Source organism: Parasphingomonas halimpatiens, from assembly GCF_036663795.1.
Taxonomy (GTDB): Bacteria; Pseudomonadota; Alphaproteobacteria; order Sphingomonadales; family Sphingomonadaceae; genus Sphingomonas.
In genome coordinates this window covers 23,108-42,420 of the sequence record NZ_JAXOJP010000022.1, presented here as the reverse complement: position 1 = coordinate 42,420, position 19,313 = coordinate 23,108, and the positions used below count along the sequence as shown (strand labels likewise).

The 19,313-nt window shown below is 64.4% G+C and carries 14 protein-coding genes and 1 pseudogene; 7 read left to right on the top strand and 8 right to left on the bottom strand.

The window, feature by feature from the left end:
- Positions 1–7: 7 nt before the first annotated feature.
- From xylA to U1839_RS18665, 4 genes are all read right to left on the bottom strand, one after another.
- Complete coding sequence (gene xylA, locus U1839_RS18680) at positions 8–1,318, bottom strand: xylose isomerase (protein WP_332805091.1); 1,311 nt, start codon at positions 1,316–1,318, stop codon at positions 8–10.
- Positions 1,318–2,778, bottom strand: a complete 1,461-nt coding sequence (gene xylB, locus U1839_RS18675; protein ID WP_332805090.1) for a xylulokinase — start codon at positions 2,776–2,778, stop codon at positions 1,318–1,320. The genes xylA and xylB overlap by 1 nt, the downstream gene beginning before the upstream one ends.
- Positions 2,779–2,783: 5 nt before the next feature.
- Positions 2,784–3,851, bottom strand: coding sequence for a glycoside hydrolase family 43 protein (locus U1839_RS18670; RefSeq protein ID WP_332805089.1), 1,068 nt, complete (start codon positions 3,849–3,851; stop codon positions 2,784–2,786).
- Positions 3,852–4,153: 302 nt separating this feature from the next.
- Positions 4,154–4,612, bottom strand: coding sequence for an Lrp/AsnC family transcriptional regulator (locus tag U1839_RS18665; RefSeq protein ID WP_332805088.1), 459 nt, complete (start codon positions 4,610–4,612; stop codon positions 4,154–4,156).
- Positions 4,613–4,732: 120 nt separating this feature from the next.
- On the opposite strand from U1839_RS18665, the gene U1839_RS18660 reads away from it, so the two are divergent.
- The 6 genes and pseudogenes from U1839_RS18660 (at position 4,733) to U1839_RS18640 (ending at position 9,200) form a co-directional block, all read left to right on the top strand.
- Positions 4,733–5,959 carry a thiamine pyrophosphate-dependent enzyme gene (locus U1839_RS18660; RefSeq protein WP_332805087.1) on the top strand — a complete coding sequence of 409 codons (1,227 nt, stop codon included), beginning with the start codon at positions 4,733–4,735 and terminating at the stop codon, positions 5,957–5,959.
- Positions 5,960–5,969: 10 nt separating this feature from the next.
- Positions 5,970–6,989 (top strand): alpha-ketoacid dehydrogenase subunit beta, encoded by a 1,020-nt coding sequence (locus U1839_RS18655; RefSeq protein ID WP_332805114.1) that lies wholly within the window; start codon positions 5,970–5,972, stop codon positions 6,987–6,989.
- Positions 6,989–8,470 carry a dihydrolipoamide acetyltransferase family protein gene (locus U1839_RS18650; protein WP_332805086.1) on the top strand — a complete coding sequence of 494 codons (1,482 nt, stop codon included), beginning with the start codon at positions 6,989–6,991 and terminating at the stop codon, positions 8,468–8,470. The genes U1839_RS18655 and U1839_RS18650 overlap by 1 nt, the downstream gene beginning before the upstream one ends.
- Positions 8,471–8,528: 58 nt before the next feature.
- Positions 8,529–8,687, top strand: coding sequence for a hypothetical protein (locus U1839_RS18645; protein WP_332805085.1), 159 nt, complete (start codon positions 8,529–8,531; stop codon positions 8,685–8,687).
- A 56-nt stretch (positions 8,688–8,743) separates the two neighbouring features.
- Positions 8,744–8,956 (top strand): annotated as a pseudogene (locus tag U1839_RS26820) (DUF6118 family protein); the annotation flags it as partial.
- Positions 8,957–8,996: 40 nt separating this feature from the next.
- Positions 8,997–9,200, top strand: coding sequence for a hypothetical protein (locus tag U1839_RS18640; protein ID WP_332805084.1), 204 nt, complete (start codon positions 8,997–8,999; stop codon positions 9,198–9,200).
- 117 nt (positions 9,201–9,317) lie between these two features.
- Here the strand turns inward: U1839_RS18640 and U1839_RS18635 are convergent, their stop codons facing one another.
- On the bottom strand, positions 9,318–10,508 hold the full coding sequence (locus U1839_RS18635; RefSeq protein ID WP_332805083.1) for a glycoside hydrolase family 27 protein: 1,191 nt from the start codon (positions 10,506–10,508) through the stop codon (positions 9,318–9,320).
- A 215-nt stretch (positions 10,509–10,723) separates the two neighbouring features.
- Between U1839_RS18635 and U1839_RS18630 the strand changes: the two genes are divergently transcribed.
- Entirely contained in the window at positions 10,724–12,148 is a 1,425-nt protein-coding gene (locus U1839_RS18630; protein ID WP_332805082.1) for a GH1 family beta-glucosidase, read from the top strand.
- Here the strand turns inward: U1839_RS18630 and U1839_RS18625 are convergent.
- The 3 genes from U1839_RS18625 to U1839_RS18615 all read right to left on the bottom strand — a co-directional run bounded on the left by U1839_RS18625 (position 12,123) and on the right by U1839_RS18615 (position 19,057).
- On the bottom strand, positions 12,123–13,499 hold the full coding sequence (locus U1839_RS18625) for a glycoside hydrolase 5 family protein (RefSeq protein ID WP_332805081.1): 1,377 nt from the start codon (positions 13,497–13,499) through the stop codon (positions 12,123–12,125). The two genes, U1839_RS18630 and U1839_RS18625, sit on opposite strands and share 26 nt — an antisense overlap.
- Positions 13,496–15,460 carry a sialate O-acetylesterase gene (locus U1839_RS18620; RefSeq protein WP_332805080.1) on the bottom strand — a complete coding sequence of 655 codons (1,965 nt, stop codon included), beginning with the start codon at positions 15,458–15,460 and terminating at the stop codon, positions 13,496–13,498. Before U1839_RS18620 ends, U1839_RS18625 begins: the two co-directional genes overlap by 4 nt.
- A gap of 360 nt (positions 15,461–15,820) precedes the next feature.
- Positions 15,821–19,057, bottom strand: coding sequence for a TonB-dependent receptor (locus U1839_RS18615; protein WP_332805079.1), 3,237 nt, complete (start codon positions 19,055–19,057; stop codon positions 15,821–15,823).
- Between the last annotated feature and the right edge of the window lie 256 nt (positions 19,058–19,313).

Here is a 19,313-nt window from a genome sequence, read left to right as displayed (position 1 = left end):
GCGGACCTCAGACGAAACGGTTGATGAGGTTCTCCAGCCGCTCCTGCCGGCCCGAGCGCGGCTGCGGGTCGATCGCGCGGTCGACCGCGAGGTCGGCGATCGCCGCTAGATCGAGGCTATGCATTTGCTGGCCGAAGCTGCCGTCCCAGCCGGCATAGCGCTCGGCCCTGGCGGCATCGAGCCGTCCGTCCTCGATCAGCGCGGCGGCGTTGAGCAGGCTGCGCGCGACGGTGTCGATCCCGCCGATATGGCCGTGGAACAGGTCGACCGCGTCCATCGACTGGCGGCGCACCTTGGCGTCGAAGTTGAAACCGCCGGTGGTGAAGCCCCCGGCGCGCAGGATCTCGACCATTGCCAGCGTCAGTTCCTCGGCCGAATTGGGGAACTGGTCGGTGTCCCAGCCATTCTGGTGGTCGCCGCGATTGGCGTCGATCGAGCCGAAGATGCCGAGCGCGCCGGCGGTGGCGATCTCATGCTCGAAGGTATGCCCGGCGAGCGTGGCATGGTTTGCCTCGATATTGACGCGCACCTCGTTCTCGAGCCCGTAGCGCTTGAGGAAGCCGTAGACCGTCGCGGTATCGAAATCATATTGATGCTTGGTCGGCTCGTGCGGTTTGGGCTCGATCAGGATTGTGCCGGTGAAGCCGATCTTGTGCTTGTGCTCGACGACGAGATTGAGAAAGCGGCCGAGATTGTCGAGTTCGCGCTTGAGGTCGGTGTTGAGCAGCGTCTCATAACCCTCGCGCCCGCCCCACAGCACATAATTGGCGCCGCCGAGCCGATGCGTCGCCTCCAGCGCATCGCGCACCTGCATCGCGCCGAACGCGAACACCTCGGGGTCGGGGTTGGTCGCGGCGCCCGCGGCGAAGCGCGGATGGCCGAACAAATTGGCGGTGCCCCATAGCAGCTTGCGGCCAGAGCTCGCCTGGAGCTGCTCGAGATGATCGACCGCCTGGACGAAATGGCGGCGATGCTCGGCGACGCTGTGCGCCTCGGCCATCACATCGACGTCGTGGAAGCAGTAATAGGGAATGTCGAGCCGGGTGAAGAAGTCGAACGCCACTTCGCGCTTCTGCGCGGCGGCGGCGCTGTCATTGGCACCGGCATGCCATGGCCGGTTGAAGGTGCCCGCACCGAACACGTCGGAACCCGGCCAGCAGAAGGTATGCCAGAAACAGGCGGCGAAGCGGAGATGGTCTTCCATCCGCTTGCCCAGCACGACGCGGTCCTTGTCGTACCAGCGATAGGCGAGTTCGTCGTCGCTCTCCGGCCCCTTGTAGCTGATCTTGGGGATGTCGGCGAAGAAGTCGGTGGCCATCAGGCGCTCCTTGGGTGGGTGAGGGGGGTGATGCGGGGATAGGCGTCGCGAAAGGCGGCGCGCTTCGGCGCGAGCCGCGCGACGAGCGCGGGATCGGGCGCGACGACATGCGAGATCGGCGGCGCGACGCAGACATCGACCGGGCGACCGCCATCCAGCGCGAGTTGCGCCAGCCGTGCCGCACCCAATGCCGGGCCGACTTCGCCGCCATGGAGATAGACCAAGGGCGTTTCCATCGCCGCAGCGATCGTCTCGCCCCAGTAGCGCGAGCGCGCCCCGCCGCCGATGACGGCAAGTTCGCTCACCGTCGTTCCGGCCTCGCGCAATGCGTCGAGCCCGTCGGCGAGCGCAAAGGCGACGCCTTCGAGCACTGCCTGGGCGAGGCGGTTGGGGTCGCTGTCATTGTCGAGCTGCAGGAACGCGCCGCGCACCTGCGGGTCGTTATGCGGCGTGCGCTCGCCCGAGAGATAGGGCAGGAACAGCTCGGGGCCGCTGGCCGGTCCGGCCAGCTCGGCGCGCCCGAACAGCTCGGCCGCGCCGTTCGCGCCGGTAAGTCGCGCGACCCAGTCGATGCACGCGGCGGCGCTGAGATGGACCGACATCTGGTGCCACATGTCGGGGATGCAGTGGCAAAAGGCATGCACCGCGCGCGCCGGGTTGGGGGTGAAGCGGTCATTGGCGACGAAGATCACGCCCGAGGTACCGAGCGACAGCAGCGCCTTGCCGTCGGTCACCACGCCGACGCCCGCGGCGCCCGCGGCATTGTCGCCGCCGCCACCGGCGACCGGTACGGCGCCCATGCCCCAAAGGTCGGCGACCTCGGCGCGCAGCCGGCCGGTGATCTCGCTCCCCTCGACCAGCCGCGGCATCTGCGCCGCCGACAGCGAGCAGGCGGCGAGCAGCACCTCGCTCCACGCGCGCCGCGCCACGTCGAGCCACAAGGTGCCGGCGGAATCGGCCATGTCGGACGCCTTGTCGCCGGTCATGCGCAGCCGGACATAATCCTTGGGCAGCAGGACGGTGCGGATCGCAGCGAAGACCGCCGGCTCGTGGTCGCGCACCCAGCGCAGCTTGGGCGCGGTGAAGCCCGGCATCGCGATGTTGCCGGCGATCGCGCACAGCTCGGGGACCTCCGCCTCCAGCGCGGCGCATTCGGCGAACGAGCGCCCGTCATTCCACAGGATCGCGGGCCGGAGCGGTCTGTCGTCGGCACCGAGCAGCGTCGCGCCGTGCATCTGCCCGGCAACGCCGATGCCGCGCACGGCACGGCGGATCGCGGGGTCGATCGCCAGCACCGCCGCGCTGGTCGCCGCCCACCAGTCCTCCGGGTCCTGCTCGGACCATAGCGGCTGCGGCCGCTGCACGGTGAGCGCCGCGACGCCCTGTCCGACGACCGCGCCATGGGAGTCGAGCACGATCGCCTTGACGCCCGACGTGCCGATATCGATGCCGAGAAACATGCCGTTCAGTTGACGAACGGGTTGATCAGCTTGATCGTCCCGTCGGGATGGTAGGACAACTCGGTCACCTTGACGTTGCGCAACCGCGTCTGCCCCGACAACTGACTGTCGGCATAGAACAGCCACCATTTGCCCTGCCATTCGACGATCGAATGATGCGTCGTCCAGCCCTCGACCGGCAGCAGGAAATGACCCTTATAGGTGAACGGGCCATAGGGGTTGTCGCCGATCGCATAGTTCAGGAAATGCGTGTCGCCGGTCGAGTAGCTGAAATAATATTTGCCTTTGTATTTGTGCATCCAGGACGCCTCGAAGAAGCGCCGGTCATGATCGCCGCCGAGCAGCGGCTTGCCCGCCTCGTCGAGGATCACGACGTCGCGCGGCTTGCCGGCGAACTCGGTCATGCCCGGCGTCAGCATCGCGACCTTGGCGGTCAGCGCCGGCTTGTCGTCGGCCTTGAGGTCGGTCTTGGAACCGTCGGGATCGTACTGGCCGGTGACGTTGCGCTGCAACTGCCCGCCCCAGATGCCGCCGAAATACATATAGCTCTTGCCGTCGTCGTCGGTGAAAACCGCCGGGTCGATCGAGAAGCTGCCCTTGATCGGCTGCGGCCGCGCGACGAACGGGCCCATCGGATTCTTCGATGTCGCGACGCCGATGCGGAACGCGCCCTTTCGGTCCTTGGCGGGGAAATAGAGATAATAGGTGCCGCCGCGATAGGCGGCGTCGGGCGCCCACATCTGCTTTGTCGCCCAGGGCACGTTCTTCACGTCGAGCGCCACGCCGCCGATCGTCACCGGCCCGCCGGGGCGTGTCATGCGCAGCACGCGGTAATCGCGCATCTCGAAATGCGCGCCGAGATCGTCCTCGGGCGTCGGGCCATTTATGTCGTGGCTGGGATAGATATAGAGCTTGCCGCCGAACACATGCGCTGACGGATCGGCGGTGTAGATGCTGCTGACGAGCGGCTGGGAGAGATACTTGCGCGCCGCGGGCGCGGCCTGCGGTCGCCCGGCCAGAGCCCCGACCGACGCCACGCAGGCGGCGGCGGCAACATAGACGCCAATCTTCATCGCAATCTCCTGTGTCGCGCACTGCTGTCGCGTGGTATCAAAGGTAGCGCTAACAGCGAGTCTGGACAAGCCGATTCCGCACGCGCACTCACGCGTACATTGCAATAGTCGATGGCCCTGTCACGGAGTCGGTCGCGAGCAGGATATGCACGCCTCACTGGCGTGGTGCGCTCGGCGCGCGAATTTCGAGGACCCGGTGTTCGGATTTTGGTCTGCTGCGACAATGTCAGCGCATCTTCGATGTCCAGGCCACGTTGCGCGTCAGACGCGCCGCAAGACACTGCGGAACCCTCCCGCTTTGATCAAATCGGAAGATCGCTGGTCATCTTGATGCATTTGAGCGCGAAGCTCGAATTGACCGACGCGACGCCGGGCAGATGAAGCAGTGTCTTTTTGAGGAAGCGCTCATAGTCGCCAATGCTGTGCACGACGATGCGCAGCAGGAAATCGCTCTCGCCGCTCATCGAGAAGCATTCGACGATCTCCGGACAGGCACAGGCGGCTTGCTCGAGATGTTCGACCGTCGCCTCGTCATGTTGCCGCAACCTCAGATGCGCGAACACGGTGACGTCGAGATCGACAAGGCCGGGCTCGAGCAGCAGGGCGCGGCCGCGTACCACACCGCTTTCCTCCAGTCGCTTCATGCGCCGCCAGCACGGCGTGTGCGATAGGCCGACCTGTTCCGCGATCTCCACCACCGGCGCGCCGGGATTTGCCTGCCAGGCGCGCAGGATGCGGCGATCCACTTCGTCGAGTTTCATGCGGTTTTTTCACATGATATTAGGATATACATCCTAGAGTGATCCGCGTCTTGAGAGGAGATAGCAAAGAAATAGCGCTTCAGAAGGATTATGCTCGGCCAACGATCGGAGCAGGCCGGAATGAGCGAGATTGAACTGCAACTTCACATCCCGGTCCCTTCGGCCCGGCCGGGCGACGCGCCCTGTTTCGATCACATCCCGATCTCGGCGGCGGGCGAAACCCGGCGCCCCGACGTCTCGGCGACCGAGGCGGAGATGCGCGACCTGCCTTATGGGATGGTGCGAATACTGGACGGCGAGGGCCAGTCGGTCGGCCCCTGGGCCAGCGCCGAGGACCCCGATTTCCTGCGCGCGGGACTGCGGGCGATGACGCAGACACGAATCTTTGAGGATCGCTTGTTCCGCGCGCATCGCCAGGGCAAAACCAGCTTCTTCATGAAATCCACCGGCGAGGAGGCGATCGGCGTCGCCCAGTCGATGGTGCTCGCCGCTGACGACATGTGTTTTCCGACCTATCGCGTGCAGGGCTGGCTGATCGCGCGCGGTTATCCGATCGTCAACATGATCAACCAGATCTATTCGAACGCGCGCGATCCGCTGAAGGGCCGGCAATTGCCGATCCTCTATTCGGCGCGCGATTATGGTTTCTATTCGCTGTCGGGCAATGTCGGCAGCCGCTTCGGCCATGCCGTCGGCTGGGCGATGGCCTCGGCTTACAAGGGCGATCACCGTATCGCGCTGGGTTATATCGGCGACGGCACCACCGCCGAGGGCGATTTCCATGAGGCGCTGACCTTCGCGGCGGTCTATCGCGCGCCGGTGATCCTCGCGATCACCAATAACCAATGGGCGATATCGAGCTTCTCCGGCATCGCTGGCGCCGAGCAGACCACCTTTGCCGCCAAGGCGATCGGTTATGGGCTGCCGGGGCTGCGGGTCGACGGGAATGATTTCCTGGCGGTCGCCGCCGCGACCCGCTGGGCGGCCGCGCGTGCCCGTGCCAATCTCGGCGCGACGTTGATCGAGTTCGTCACCTACCGTGCCTCGGGCCATTCGACGAGCGACGACCCGACCAAATATCGCCCCGCCGACGAGGCCGCGCATTGGCCGCTGGGCGATCCGATCGTGCGGCTCAAGGCCCATCTGATCGCGATCGGAGAATGGTCGGAGGCGCGCCATAGCCAGATGGAAGCCGAACTGACCGAGGCGGTCCATGCGGCGCAGCGCGAGGCGGACGCCATCGGCACGCTGGGCACGTCCAAGCCGGCGGTGGCCGAGATGTTCGAGGGCGTGTTCAAACATCCCGACTGGCGCGTGATCGAGCAGCGTCGCGAGATGGGGCTCTGACATGGCACGGATGAACATGATCCAGGCACTGAACTCGGCGCTCGACGTGGCGATGGCACGCGATCCCGATGTGCTCGTGTTCGGCGAGGATGTCGGTTATTTCGGCGGCGTGTTCCGAGTCACCGCCGGCCTGCAGGAGAAGCATGGCCTGAAGCGCTGCTTCGACGCGCCGATCTCGGAAGGGGGCATCATCGCGACCGCGATCGGCATGGGCGCCTATGGCCTGCGCCCGGTGCCCGAGATCCAGTTCGCCGACTATATCCTGCCCGCCTTCGACCAGCTGGTCAGCGAGGCGGCGCGGCTGCGTTACCGCTCCAATGGCGAGTTCTGGACACCGATCACGGTGCGCGCGCCTTATGGCGGCGGCATTTTCGGCGGGCAGACCCACAGCCAGAGCCCGGAGGCGATCTTTGCCCACATTACCGGGCTCAAGACCGTGATCCCTTCCACGCCTTATGACGCCAAGGGCCTGCTCCTCGCATCGATCGAGGAGGACGATCCGGTCATCTTCCTCGAACCAAAGAGGCTGTATAACGGGCCGTTCGATGGCCGGCATGAGCAGGCAGTGAAGAGCTGGGCCGACGAGCCGGCGGGCGAGGTGCCCGAAGGTCATTACACCGTGCCGCTCGGCAAGGCCGCGATCGTGCGGCCGGGCTCGGACGCGACGATCCTCGCTTATGGCACCATGGTCCATGTCGCCGCGGCGGGGATCGAGGATAGCGGCTTCGACGTCGAGCTGATCGACCTGCGGTCGATCGTGCCGCTCGACATCGACACGATCGTCGCCTCGGTGCAGAAGACCGGGCGCTGCATCATCCTGCATGAGGCTTCGCGGTTCGGCGGCTTTGGTGGCGAGTTGTCGGCGCTGGTGCAGGAGCGCTGCTTCTACCATCTCGAAGCGCCGATCGAGCGCGTGGCGGGATGGGACACCCCTTACCCGCACGCCTTTGAATGGGATTATTTCCCGGGCCCCGCGCGTGTCCGCGCGGCGCTCGACCGGGTAATGGACAAGGTAAAGGTTTCAGGCTGATGGCGCGCTTCGTATTCAAGCTCCCCGACATCGGTGAAGGCATTGCCGAGGCCGAGATAGTCGCCTGGCATGTCGCCGTCGGCGACCGCGTCGAGGAGGACCAGGGCCTTGCCGACATGATGACCGACAAGGCCACCGTCGAGATGGAATCGCCGGTGTCCGGGACTGTGGTGGAACTGGCCGGCGAGGTCGGCGACCAGATGTCGATCGGTGCAGCGCTGGTGGTGATCGAGACCGATGCGGTCGAGGGTGAAGCGGAAGCCGCGGAGCAGATTGCGGCCGAGACACCGGGTGCAGTGGAAGCCGGCGTTGCCGATACACCCGCACCGGTCGAAATGGCCACTTCTCCCTCTCCCCAGGGGGGCGCATCGTCGCAGGTTCGTCCCCCGGACGAACCCAAAGGCGACGATGCGGGTCGGGGAGAGGGGCGGCCACAAGTGGAAGCGGCCGTGGTTCCTGCTCCCGTTGACTCCAAGCCTGTTATCGAGAGCGCGCCGCCCGCGGCGGCCGCTCTCCCCGACCAGCATCGGGTGAACGGTGCCCCGCACCGTTCAGATCATGCCGGGGGCATGATCGACCCGATGCTCCCCGCCGGGGAGAGGGAGAAGATTGCACCCCATATCCACGTCCTCGCCTCTCCCGCGGTCCGCGCCCGCGCGGACGATCTCGGCATCGACCTCGCCCAGGTGAAACCGGCCGAAGGCGACCGCATCCGCCACGCCGATCTCGACGCGTTCCTGCGCTACGGCTCGGGTCAGGGTTATCAGGCGCCGCATGCGAGCCATGCCCGCCCCGACGAGCCGATCAAGGTCATCGGCATGCGCCGCCGCATCGCCGAGAATATGGCGGCGTCGAAGCGCGCCATCCCGCACTTCACCTATGTCGACGAGATCGACGTCACCGCGCTCGAGGCGATGCGCGCCGATCTCAACGCCAACCGCGGGTCGCGCCCCAAGCTGACGATGCTGCCGCTGCTGATCGTCGCGATCTGCAAGTCGATCCCCGCATTCCCGATGATCAACGCGCGCTATGACGACGAAGCGGGCGTCGTCACGCGCCACGGCGCGGTGCATCTCGGCATGGCGACGCAAACCGATGCCGGGCTGATGGTGCCGGTGATCCGCGACGCGCAGGACCGTAATGTCTGGCAGCTCGCCACCGAGATCGCGCGCCTCGCCGAGGCGGCGCGCACCGGCAAGGCGAAGGTCGAGGAACTGTCCGGCTCGACGCTGACCATCACCTCGCTTGGCCCGCTCGGTGGCATCGCCACTACGCCGGTGATCAACCGCCCCGAGGTCGCGATCATCGGGCCGAACAAGATCGTCGAGCGGCCGGTCTTTCAGGGCGACGATATCGTCCGCGCCAAGCTGATGAACCTGTCGATCAGCTGCGACCACCGTGTCGTCGATGGCTGGGACGCGGCGAATTATGTCCAGGCGCTCAAGAAATATCTCGAAACGCCGGTCCTGCTGTTCGCGTAACAGGATTCGGCCGCCGCCATTCCTTCCCGGGCGGCCAAGGCGACAGCGGCGCATTTCCATGACCAAGCAGACGGTGCCGTCTGAAATATTGGAGAATTGGCGGGGGCGGGAGTCTTCTTCCGCCATATCTCATTACGTCTCGCTCAATACCAATATTGTGTTTATTCGCGGCTGGACGCGGCGGCGCAATCCCGCCGCGCCGACAGCACCGGGCTAAGGGAGGCGCGCGAGGCCCATCAGGACGCGGCGCGGATCATCCGTGGACTGGTTGGCGTGGTGGGCAACCAGCGCGAGCGTCTTCTGTGGACCGCAGGCGTCAGTCTGTTGGCCGGCTGCCTGTTGTGGTCGTTCCTGCCCGGCATGGTGGCGCGCGCATTGCCCGAGGGCTGGCATAGGCCCGAGCGCCCGGCGCGACATATGGTCGGCGAGTCGACCTTTAGGGAAGCGGGAACGGGGATCACGCGCGCGGATAGTTCAGAGGCTTGGCAGGCCATCGCGGCTGCTGCCGAGATACGGCGCGATAATCGTGAGGCTATCGACGCTTATGAACAGTCCCGAATACAACAAGCCACAAATTTGGGCGCTGTTCGGTCTCGTCGTGGTTACGTATCGGTTCGTGTTCGCCAAGACACCGTTCGTGAAGCGACTGGGCGCGCGCGTCGATGCCGCGACGGCCGCCGCGCATACGAAAATCGACCGGCGGCGAAACCTGACCCTCAGTCGCGATTGAAGCTTAGCCGCTGAACGGACAACGATCCTGAATCAATCGTGCGTGATCGGGATTATTCCGGAATCGATGTTGCGCATGAACACGACGCCAAGCACTTTTTCAACAGCCTGCTAGACATCACGGCGTCACGACCAGCATGACCACGCCATGTGGTTCGACCTCCGCCGAAAAGCTTTCTGCAGCGGGCGGCAGGTCGCGGTGGCCCCAAAGATCGCGCACCCGCGCGCGTAGCGTGGGCGGGTAGCCCAGCTGATCCCATCGCGCAGTGATCCGTGCCCTGGCCGTGCCCCGGTTGAGCAGCAGCACCGCCCGTCTTCCCCCGGTCAGCGGGCGCATCCAGGTCTCGCGATCCCCGTCTTGTGCGACTCGCCGGCCTTGCTGGCCGAGCGCATCCTGATCGACCGCGATGACCTCGCGGTTGGTCAGGATCGTCCGGGTTTCTGCGCTCATCGTTGCGACGTCATTGCCGGCGATCAACGGTGCCGCCATCATCGCCCAGAGCGAGAAGTGGCTGCGATATTCGTTGTCCGACAGCCCGCCATTGCCGACCTCGAGCATGTCCGGATCGTTCCAGTGACCCGGGCCCGCGAACGGCCAGAGCGGTTCGTTCAGATCGACGATCCGCAAGATTCCATTGGCATAGTCGTGTTTGCCCTCCCACCGGTCGGTGATGTCGCCGGTGGTACGCCATTGCTGGCCGACCTGTGGGGACCAGAGCCATGGCTTGGCGGTGCCCCATTCGCACAACGACAACAGGATCGGCCGGCCAGTCGCAGCCAGTGCCGCGGCCATCGTGCGATATGCCTCCTCGGCGTTGCGGGTGCCCGTCTCGCACCAATCATATTTGAGATAATCGACGCCCCACCGCGCATAGCTGGCCGCATCCTGATATTCGTGCCCCTGGCTGCCCGGTCGGCCGGCACAGGTCTTCGCGCCAGCGTCCGAATAGATACCGAATTTGAGGCCACGGGCGTGGACATAAGCGGCGAGCGCCGGGATCCCGCTGGGGAACTTCGCGGTATCTGCGGTGATGAAGCCATCCCCGTCGCGGGCACCCTGCCAGCAATCATCGATCACGACATAGGAATAACCCGCGTCGCGCATTCCCGATGCCACGATCGCGTCGGCGGTAGCGCGCACCTTCGCTTCGTCAATCTGGCAAGCGAACTTGTTCCAGCTGTTCCAGCCCATCGGCGGGGTTGCGGCCAGCGAGGGGAGGGCGTTCGTCGCCATTGCCGATCCGCCGGTCACGAGCAGCAGCACGATCGACGCGGCGCGAACTGCGCGACTGACTATCCTGTTCGTCATTGATACCGCACTCATTGCTCTCCCCCTCCGCTTCGTTTGCTAACCTTAGCGCGGATCTTCGGCGATCCACGCCTCGAACGCAGCGTTGGAGATGGGGTCGTTTCGCACGCCTTGTCCTCCCCGGCCGAATCTCCGCTGCCAACGCTGGAATTCGTATCGAAACATCCTTAGACCGGTTTCTCGGTAGCGATAACATAATCGAACAGGAGGGTGCTTTGGATCGGCGGGAATTGTTCAGAACGGGGCTTTCGGTGGGCGCGGGCGTTGCCGCGAGCGGGATCGGGACGCTGGCGCAGGCAGCGCCGATCGACCTGACCTTTCCCAAGGATTTTCGCTGGGGCTGTGCGACCGCATCGTATCAGATCGAAGGCGCGGTCGGCGAGGACGGACGCGGGCAGACCAATTGGGACGTTTTCTCGCATACGCCCGGCAAGGTCGCCAATGGCGATACCGGGGATGTCGCGTGCGACAGCTATCATCGCATCGGCGAGGATGTCGCGCTGCTCAAGGCACTCGGCGTGTCAACCTATCGCATGTCGCTCGCCTGGTCGCGAATTTTCCCGGATGGGCGCGGCTCGCCCAATCCGAAGGGCGTGGACTATTATAATCGCGTGATCGACGCATTGCTGGCGGCGGGGATCGAGCCCTATGTCACGATGTTCCACTGGGACTTGCCGCAAGCCCTCCCCGGCGGCTGGCAGAACCGCGATACCGCCAAGGCGTTTGCCGATTATGCCGGCTATATGGCGGGCAAGCTGTCGGACCGCGTGCATCAGTTCATGACGGTCAACGAACTGCGCTGCTTCACCGATCTCGGTCACCAGATCGGCATTCACGCACCCGGCCTGAAGCTCGACGCAGCCGCCGTGAATCAGGTCCGGCACCACGGCGTGCTGGCGCACGGCCTCGGCGTGCAGGCAATTCGCGCGCATGCGCGTGCCGGAACCAAGGTCGGCATCGCCGACAACACGGCTTTCTACGTGCCCGTGATTGAAACACCCGATCATATCGCCGCGGCCAAGAAAGCGACGCACGAGCGCAACGCGATGTTCCTCACCGCGATCATGGAAGGGCGTTACATCGATTCCTATTTGCAGCAGGAGGGAGCCAACGCGCCCAAGGTGCAGGCGGGCGACATGGCGGCGATCGGCAGCCCCCTCGATTTCGTCGCGCTCAACATCTATGCGCCCGAATGGGTTCGCGCGGATGCGGGCCCGAGCGGCTATGCGACGATCCCCCATATCGCGTCGTCCCCGCGGATGGCCTCGCCGTGGCTCGTCGTCGGCCCCGAAGTCGCTTATTGGGGCGTGCGCCAGGTCAGCGAATTGTGGAGCCCCAAGGCGCTCTATATTTCGGAAAACGGCGCCTCGGCCGATGACCCCGTCGTCAATGGCCGGATCGATGATGCCGACCGGGTCATGTATTTGCGCAACTATGTCGGGCAGTTCCACCGCGCGGTCGCCGAAGGCTTTCCGCTCAAGGGCTATTTCCTGTGGAGCCTGATGGACAATTTCGAATGGGCCGACGGTTATACCAAGCGCTTCGGCATCCATTACACCGACTTCGCGACACAACGGCGCACGCCGAAACTGAGTGCGGCGTGGTATAAGGAGGTTATTCGGCAGAACCGGTTGGTCTGACCGACGACCCGCGCGTGAGCATGCGGGCGTGGTCGCGGATAATCGCCTGTGTGCTCGCGTCGCTGTCGAACACGCCGTACCAGCCCTGCGGCTCGTGCGGCGGGTCGCCCATATAGGCCGTGTCGCCGCGCTGGAAGCGGTGATCGGCGTGCGCCGCGCGCGCTTCGCCGGTCCATGCCCAGAAATTGGACCCGGCAAGCGGGCCGCCGCGCTCTCCGTCGGCCTCGATCGCGGCATAGATCTGGCGATAGAAGCGGTCGCGAAACGTGGTCGATTGCGCCGGATCGTATGCGGCCGGTCCGTCGCGCGGGTAGCCGAATTCCTCGATTACCAGCGGCTTGTGCAGTCCCGCGGCGATGAGGACATGCGCTGAGATGTAATCGCGCACTTTGGCCGCGCCCGCATCATGGGTAGCGGCCAGCGCCGCAGCATCGATCCAGCTCCAGTTGCCGGGCCAGATGTGGCAGGTGACATAATCGATCGCGGACGACCGATGTGTCGCGGTAACGACATCGGCGCGCTCGATCGATCCTTTCAATCCTTCCGAACCGGTGCAGACGAGGTGGTTCGGATCGAGCGCCTTGATATAGCGCGCGGTGCGATCGACCCAGCGATAGAAGGTCGGCAGGTTGGGTACGGCGACCACGTCCGACCCGCCCGGGCGCGGTTCGTTCGCCAATTGCCAGGCCATGATCGTCGGGTCGTCGGCATAGCGTAAGCCCGTCACGCTGTTCACACGCCTGACGACGGCGCGGATATAGTCGCGGTACAGCGCCTGCGCGGCAGCATTGCCGTAAAACGCCGCGTTCCAGTCGGGAAATTCGGGCCAGGGATGCGCCGGATCGTTCATGTTGATGTAGCGACCACCGTTGACCCAGGAGAGATAGGTCATCATCCCGCCCGACCATTCCCAGAAATTGGTCAGGTACAGCACCGCGGTCATCTCGCGCTTTGCCAGCTCGGCGATCAGCCAGTCGAGACCGTTGAGCAATTGCTTGTCGTAGGTGCGGCTCCGGTCTCGGAACGCGGGCGTGATCGAGTTCTTCAACGGGGAGAGTTCGGCGGAACCGAGAATGCGAAGATTGCGAATGCCGAGTGCGGAGAGACGATCCAGTTCGCGCACCAGTCGGGCTTGTCCGCCAGAGCGCGCGTCTGCGCCCAGCCATGCACCGTACCACAGGTTCGCCCCGGCATAGCGGTAGGGCGCATCCGCCAGCGTAAAGCCAGTGCCACGCACGCGGACGAAGCGCTTTGCCATGGGCTTGGCTCGGGCCGAAACCGGGTGCGCGGCCCCGGCCAGCGCCATCGTACCGCCAAGCACGACGGCGCGACGGTCGACCAGCGGCCTCATGGCGCGACCGGGAGCTCGAATGGCACGGCTGGCAGATCCTCGGCGTTGTAGAGATTCACATAGGGCGCATCGGCCCAGGCGTAGCGGACGCGGCTCACGTCTGCTGTATTGGCTCCGGTGAGGACGACTGTGTCGCCGTCGACCTTTCCAGCGCTGAAGCGGCATTGCGCTGCGGTGCACGCTTCGAAGCCGATCGCGACGTCGGCGCTGTAGCTGCGCAGGCCCTTGCCCGTCGCGCGGAACCGTATGACGAGATCGCTTCCCCGCCGCTCAACCGCGATCGCTTCGGGGCCGCCGGCATCACCCGGTGCACCATAAGCCACAACGCGCGCGGCGCGCACCAGCCGCTCGCCCACCACCGTTTTCTGTGTCGGGTGGATGTCGGTACGGTCCCCCACGTCGATCGTTACCGCCAGCCCGGCATGCGGATCAGCACGGACGACCTTGGCCTGCACGTCGCGCAATTCGGCCCACCCCGATTCGCTTGGCGTGGTCGCGACCGAACCGAACGAGGAGAGTTGCGCGACCAGGAAGGGCAAATCGGGCTGGCCGAACGTCTTGCGCCAGTCCGCCATCATCAAGGGCAGCAGCGTGCGATATTCGGCCGCCTTGCCGACATTGGCCTCGCCCTGATACCAGGCAGCGAGCTTCAGTCCATAGCCCGAGAGCGGCGCGATCATGCCGTTGTAAAGCGTCGTCAGGCTGGTGGGCACGTCCCACGGCGACGGCGCTACCGACAGACCGCGCGACCGCATTCCGACCCGGTAACGCCATGCCGGATCGAGCGGGATGAGTGCCCCGGAGCTCAGGCGCAGCCCGCGATTTTGCGGCGCGCCCGTCATGCCCCCGCCACTGCCGCCGCTGAGGACGCGCAGAACGATCGTGTTGCGGCCAGCCTTCAGCGTCCCGGCCGGGATCGGATAATCGCGCCATACCCACGCCGTTGTCCCCCCGCCGACGCGTGCACCGTTGATCCAGGCGCTGTCATAGGTATCGACCGGCCCAAGCTGCAGCGCGGTAGCCGAGCGGGCCTGCGCCTCGGTGAGCGTAATGCTCGTGCGGAACCAGGCGACCCCGTCGAACGCGGCGAACGGCGCAAGGCCGGCGTCCTTCCACGATCCATGCGGCACGATCGTGCCCCAACCCGAATCGTCATAATCGGGTGCGATCCACGCGCGCTGCGCCCTGGCCTGCGGATCGTGCGCATCCCACCACGCCTCGACGCGCTTGCCATCCGCGGCCAAGCCTGCTGCCGGATCGGCGGCATAAAGCGCGAGTGCCGCGACACCGTCAGCATAGGTCTTTTGCGTCCGCAACGCCGCGCTGCTCGTCCAGCTCTGGATCGTCGTGCCGCCCCAGTCGGAGTCGATGAACCCGATCGGGATCTTTTGCGACGCCTGCAGCGAGCGCGCCATGTAATAGCATACCGCCGACGTCTCCCCGACCGTCTCGGCAGTGATCGGCTTCCAGCTGACCGAGGTGTTCAAATCCACGCGCGGGGCAGGCGCATTGTCCTTTTCGATCGTCACGAAACGAAGATCGCGATTGGCGACGTCGTTCAGGCTGCCCCATGCACCGGTCGATAGCCGCGCCGGAAATTCCATGTTCGATTGCCCGCCGCACAAATAGACGTCGCCGACCGCAATATCGTCGCGCGCGATGGTCTGCCCGCCTGCCGACACGACCAGGCGATAGGGGCCGCCCGCCGTCAGAGGTGGCAAAGCGACGCGCCAGCGTCCGTCGCGATCGGCGATTGCTGTCGCGGACCGATCTGCGAGGGACACGGTGACCGTCGTGCCACTGGCGGCACTGCCCCAGATTGCTATCGGGCGATCGCGTTGCACGACCGCGTGGTCGGTAAAGATGCGCGCGAGCGCGAGGGGATCGGCCCCGGCGGCGAAGGCCGTGCCGGGAATCAATCCGATGATCACCGCGACGCTCGCGATCCGCTTCAGGCACATATAGCGCTCTCCTGCTTCGGCTGGTCGCTTGGTCGCGACACTGTTGTCTTGATAGCACTGACTAATCTATTGCTGATAGCGCTATCAAGCGAAAGGTACTGGCGGATTTTAGTGCGCGGCGGCGCATCGTCTTCAGGCGTTTCGGCACTGGAGTCGAGGTGGCGGACGCGATGTTGTAAGGCGGGCCGCTCCCGGCGACGTCGATTGTCGCTCGGGATATCTCGGTCCCAAGCGGACGCGTCGCGCGCCGAACGACCGGCAGCAGCCGCTGGCGATGCAAACAAAAACGGGCGCGCCCTTGTCGACGCGCCCGAGGGGGAAAGAAGACCCGGCGCCACATCGGCGCCGGGTGGAGAGCAATCAGAACGTGCCGCGCAGAATGATCGAGAAACGACGATCGTTCATGAAGTAAGAGCGTGGCGCCAAGACCGCAGGATCGCTCGTATAGGCTTGCGATGTCTTGGTCACGGTGTTGGTCAGGTTCACCCCTTGGACGCCGATCTTGAATTGTTTGTTCACGTTGATGAACGCCGAAGCATCCAGCTGACCGGTCGCCTCGTTGAAGATCGAATAATAGGGGAAGATCACGTCCGCCGCAGTGAGCAGGAAGCGCGACCGCCAATTATATGCGGCACGCAGCGAGATCGGCCCCTTCTCGTAGAAGATCGTGGCGTTCACATTATGCTTCGACAGGCCCTCGAGCGGCAGATTTCCCGGCGGCACGGTCGAGTTGTTGGCCAGGCTGCCGCCATTGAGGAAAGTGTTGGGCAGCCCTTTGCTCTCAATGTACGAATAGTTGCCGTTGAACCCGAATCCGCTCAAAAGCCCGGGCAGAAAGTCGAAGGTTTGTTGATAGGCAAGCTCGAAACCTTTGATCTTGCCGTGACCAGAATAGTTTGCCGGGCCGCGCACCGACACGGTTTGCGTTACGCCGTTATTCGTCACCGCTCGGTCAGTAACGGCCTGATAGAAGAAGTCTTTCACGTCCTTGTAAAAGAGGTTGGCCGTAAGCGATCCGACCCGTGAGAAATACCATTCTGCAGTCGCGTCGAATTGCCATGCGGTGGCCGGCTTCAGGTAGGGATTGCCCGTCTGGGCCGTGAGGACGAGGCTCGAATTGTCAAGTCCGGTCTGCAGGAAGTTCCGGATGTAGGCCGAGTCGGGTCGTGTCAGCACCTTCGAGCCGGCAAGGCGGAACACCAGGTTGTCGGTCGCGTTGAACTTCACGTTGAAGCTCGGCAGCCAATAGCCGTAATGATTCCTTGCGACGTCGAAGAGCGTCTTTCCGTCGGCGAAGGTCTGCAGCGCGGCATATTGGGTTGCGCTGAGTTTGCAGATACCGGTCGGCGGAAGGTTTTGACCAGGATTTGCCGGATCGGGCCGTACCGCGCAGCGCGTAGCATAGGGTGAATCCACCCCAGCCTGCGTTGCGGTCGGCACGCCGATGCTTCCCGTCGACGTGATATCGCTCGCAACGTATCGGACGCCGATATTGCCCGAGATTTTGCTCCCGGAACTGAACACCGCCATCAGGTAAAAATTCTTGTCCTGCTGGTGAACCGGCTGGATTTCCGACGGGAGATAGGGCGTCCCGGCGACGACTCCGGCACGCCCGGCAGCAGGCGACCAGCGATTGGACGCAGACGCGCCATTGGTGGTGTGCCAGATGTCGTTGAGCGATTGCAGATACTTTGAGGCGGCGGCATAGTCGGCGATCAGGTCACCATTGTAATAATATCCTCCCGGAGCACCATTGGTCTGACCGCGGAAGAAGTTCGGGTAGGTATAATAGTCGACGTTGGTCAGCCCGCCCTGCTTGACCGACACAGGCGCACCTGACCATACCTCGCTGATTGCACCCCAATTATAGGTGGTGTAGCGCACCGTCTGATCGCGATCGGCGTATCGGGCGCCGAACTTGATCTTGTTAAGGAAGCTGCCCTCTTCGAATTTGTAGGCCAGATCCGCGCGCACCGCGATTTCGTGTCCGGTGCTTTCCTCGATGTGATCCATCGCGGCGCGCCAGAACTGAACGTTCGGGTCAGCGAAATATTGAGCGTCGGTTTCCTTGACGAGGGTCGAATTGGGCGTCGCCCAGCTCGCCGCCAGCGTCAGCGGCTTGTGGGGCGTGATGACGGGGAGGTTGCCCGTGAGATCGAGCTCCTGGTCCGCAAAGGTCGAGCCGAACGTGCTCACGTCGAGGTTGGTGTGGCGCGATTCGGTATAGTCGAAATCCAGATTCACCAGCAGTCGGTCGGTTGGATGCAACTGCGCGTTCAAACCATAATCTTTGTTGGTGTTGGTTTCGTAGACCTGACGACGCGACAAGGATTGTTGCTGGCCGCCCGATGGGACGAAGTTGGCATCGCCGGCACCACTGCCGGCAGTGCGCCACCCGGTTCCGGGGAGCGTGATATAGCCCTTTTGGAACAGTCCAGAGCTGTCATAGGTGTAATTCTTCAGTGAACCGATCGGGCATTCCGCGCGCGTGGTGCCGGTCGGCGAATTGCCGTTCTGCTGACATCCGGCCGGGAAGGTGTTGTATTCCGAAAGGTCCGGCGCGGTTTCGAACGTGTGTTCGCCCCAGGCGTTGCTGGTGTGCGAACGCAGGAACTGTGCGGTGAACAGCGCCGAGCGGTCCGACGTTTCGAACTGCGCGGCAAGCGCGATGCCATCGCGCTTGCGATCGAAATCCTGGCTGCGGAACTGGCCGCCGAGCGGAGCATAGACCCTGGGCAGCAGATCGGCAAAGCCGTCGGCGCCCGCCGTGCTCGCGGTGCCGCAGGCCGATCCGGCCGCTGGCAACCGGGTCGTGTCGGTGCCGGACGGCAATTGCGTGCGGCACACGTTGCCGCCGCCATTTGCCCCCGAAACGGTCACACCGTCGCGCGTCTGATAATTGGTGATCTGCAGGCCGTCGGCACGGCTGCGAATGCGCGAATAGGACACGTCGGCGAGCAGGCCGATGCGACCGATTCCGGTCTCGAAATTCTTGCTGGCGAGGATCGACCCGGTCGGGGACCATTTCTTTTCGAAGTCGCCGTAATTGGCCTCGGCATCGAACGAAAGGTGGAATTTGGTGTCGTGGCTGTCGAACGGCTTGCGGGTGTTGAGATTGACCGTACCGGCCAGGCCGCCCTCGATCATGTCGGCGGTCGAATTCTTGTAGACCTCGACCGAGCCGAGCAGCTCGGAGGGGACATCCGCAAAGCTGAGCGACTGGCCGCCCACACCGGCGGAGAACGAGTCGCGGCCGTTAAACTCCGAGCGCACGAAATTAAGGCCGCGAATGACGACGCCGGAACCTTCGACCGAGAAGTGATCGGGGTCGTTCGAGCCGGCGAACCGGTTGATGGACACGCCGGGAACGCGTTGCAGCGCCTCGGTCACCGAGCGGTCGGGCAAGGCGCCGATGTCCTGCGCGGTGATCGCATCGACCACGGTATCGGCATCGCGCTTGATTCTCTGCGCGTTCGCGAGGCTGGCGCGGATCCCGGTCACGACAATGTCGTCGCTCGATGCCTGTGGCGCGGCAGTCTTGCCTGCGGGGGTTTCAGCGGGAGGGGTGGCCGTTTGCGCCAGGGACGGTACGGCCATGCCCATCATGCACAAGGTGCCGATAGACACGCCACCGCACAACATTGCGGTCGCCTTGCCCGAACGCGAAACGGGCGAATTACCCCTATTATTCATTGGCCCCAGCCTCCCCATTTATGGCGCTGTCCCGCGCCCGCTTGTAACCGTCTCGCCAGCTGTCGCTGATCAATTATGGTCACGCTAACATTGATTGAATGGTTGCGCTAACAGAAATTGGAACGCAACATGTTTTTGCAATCGACCCGTTGCCGTTGTG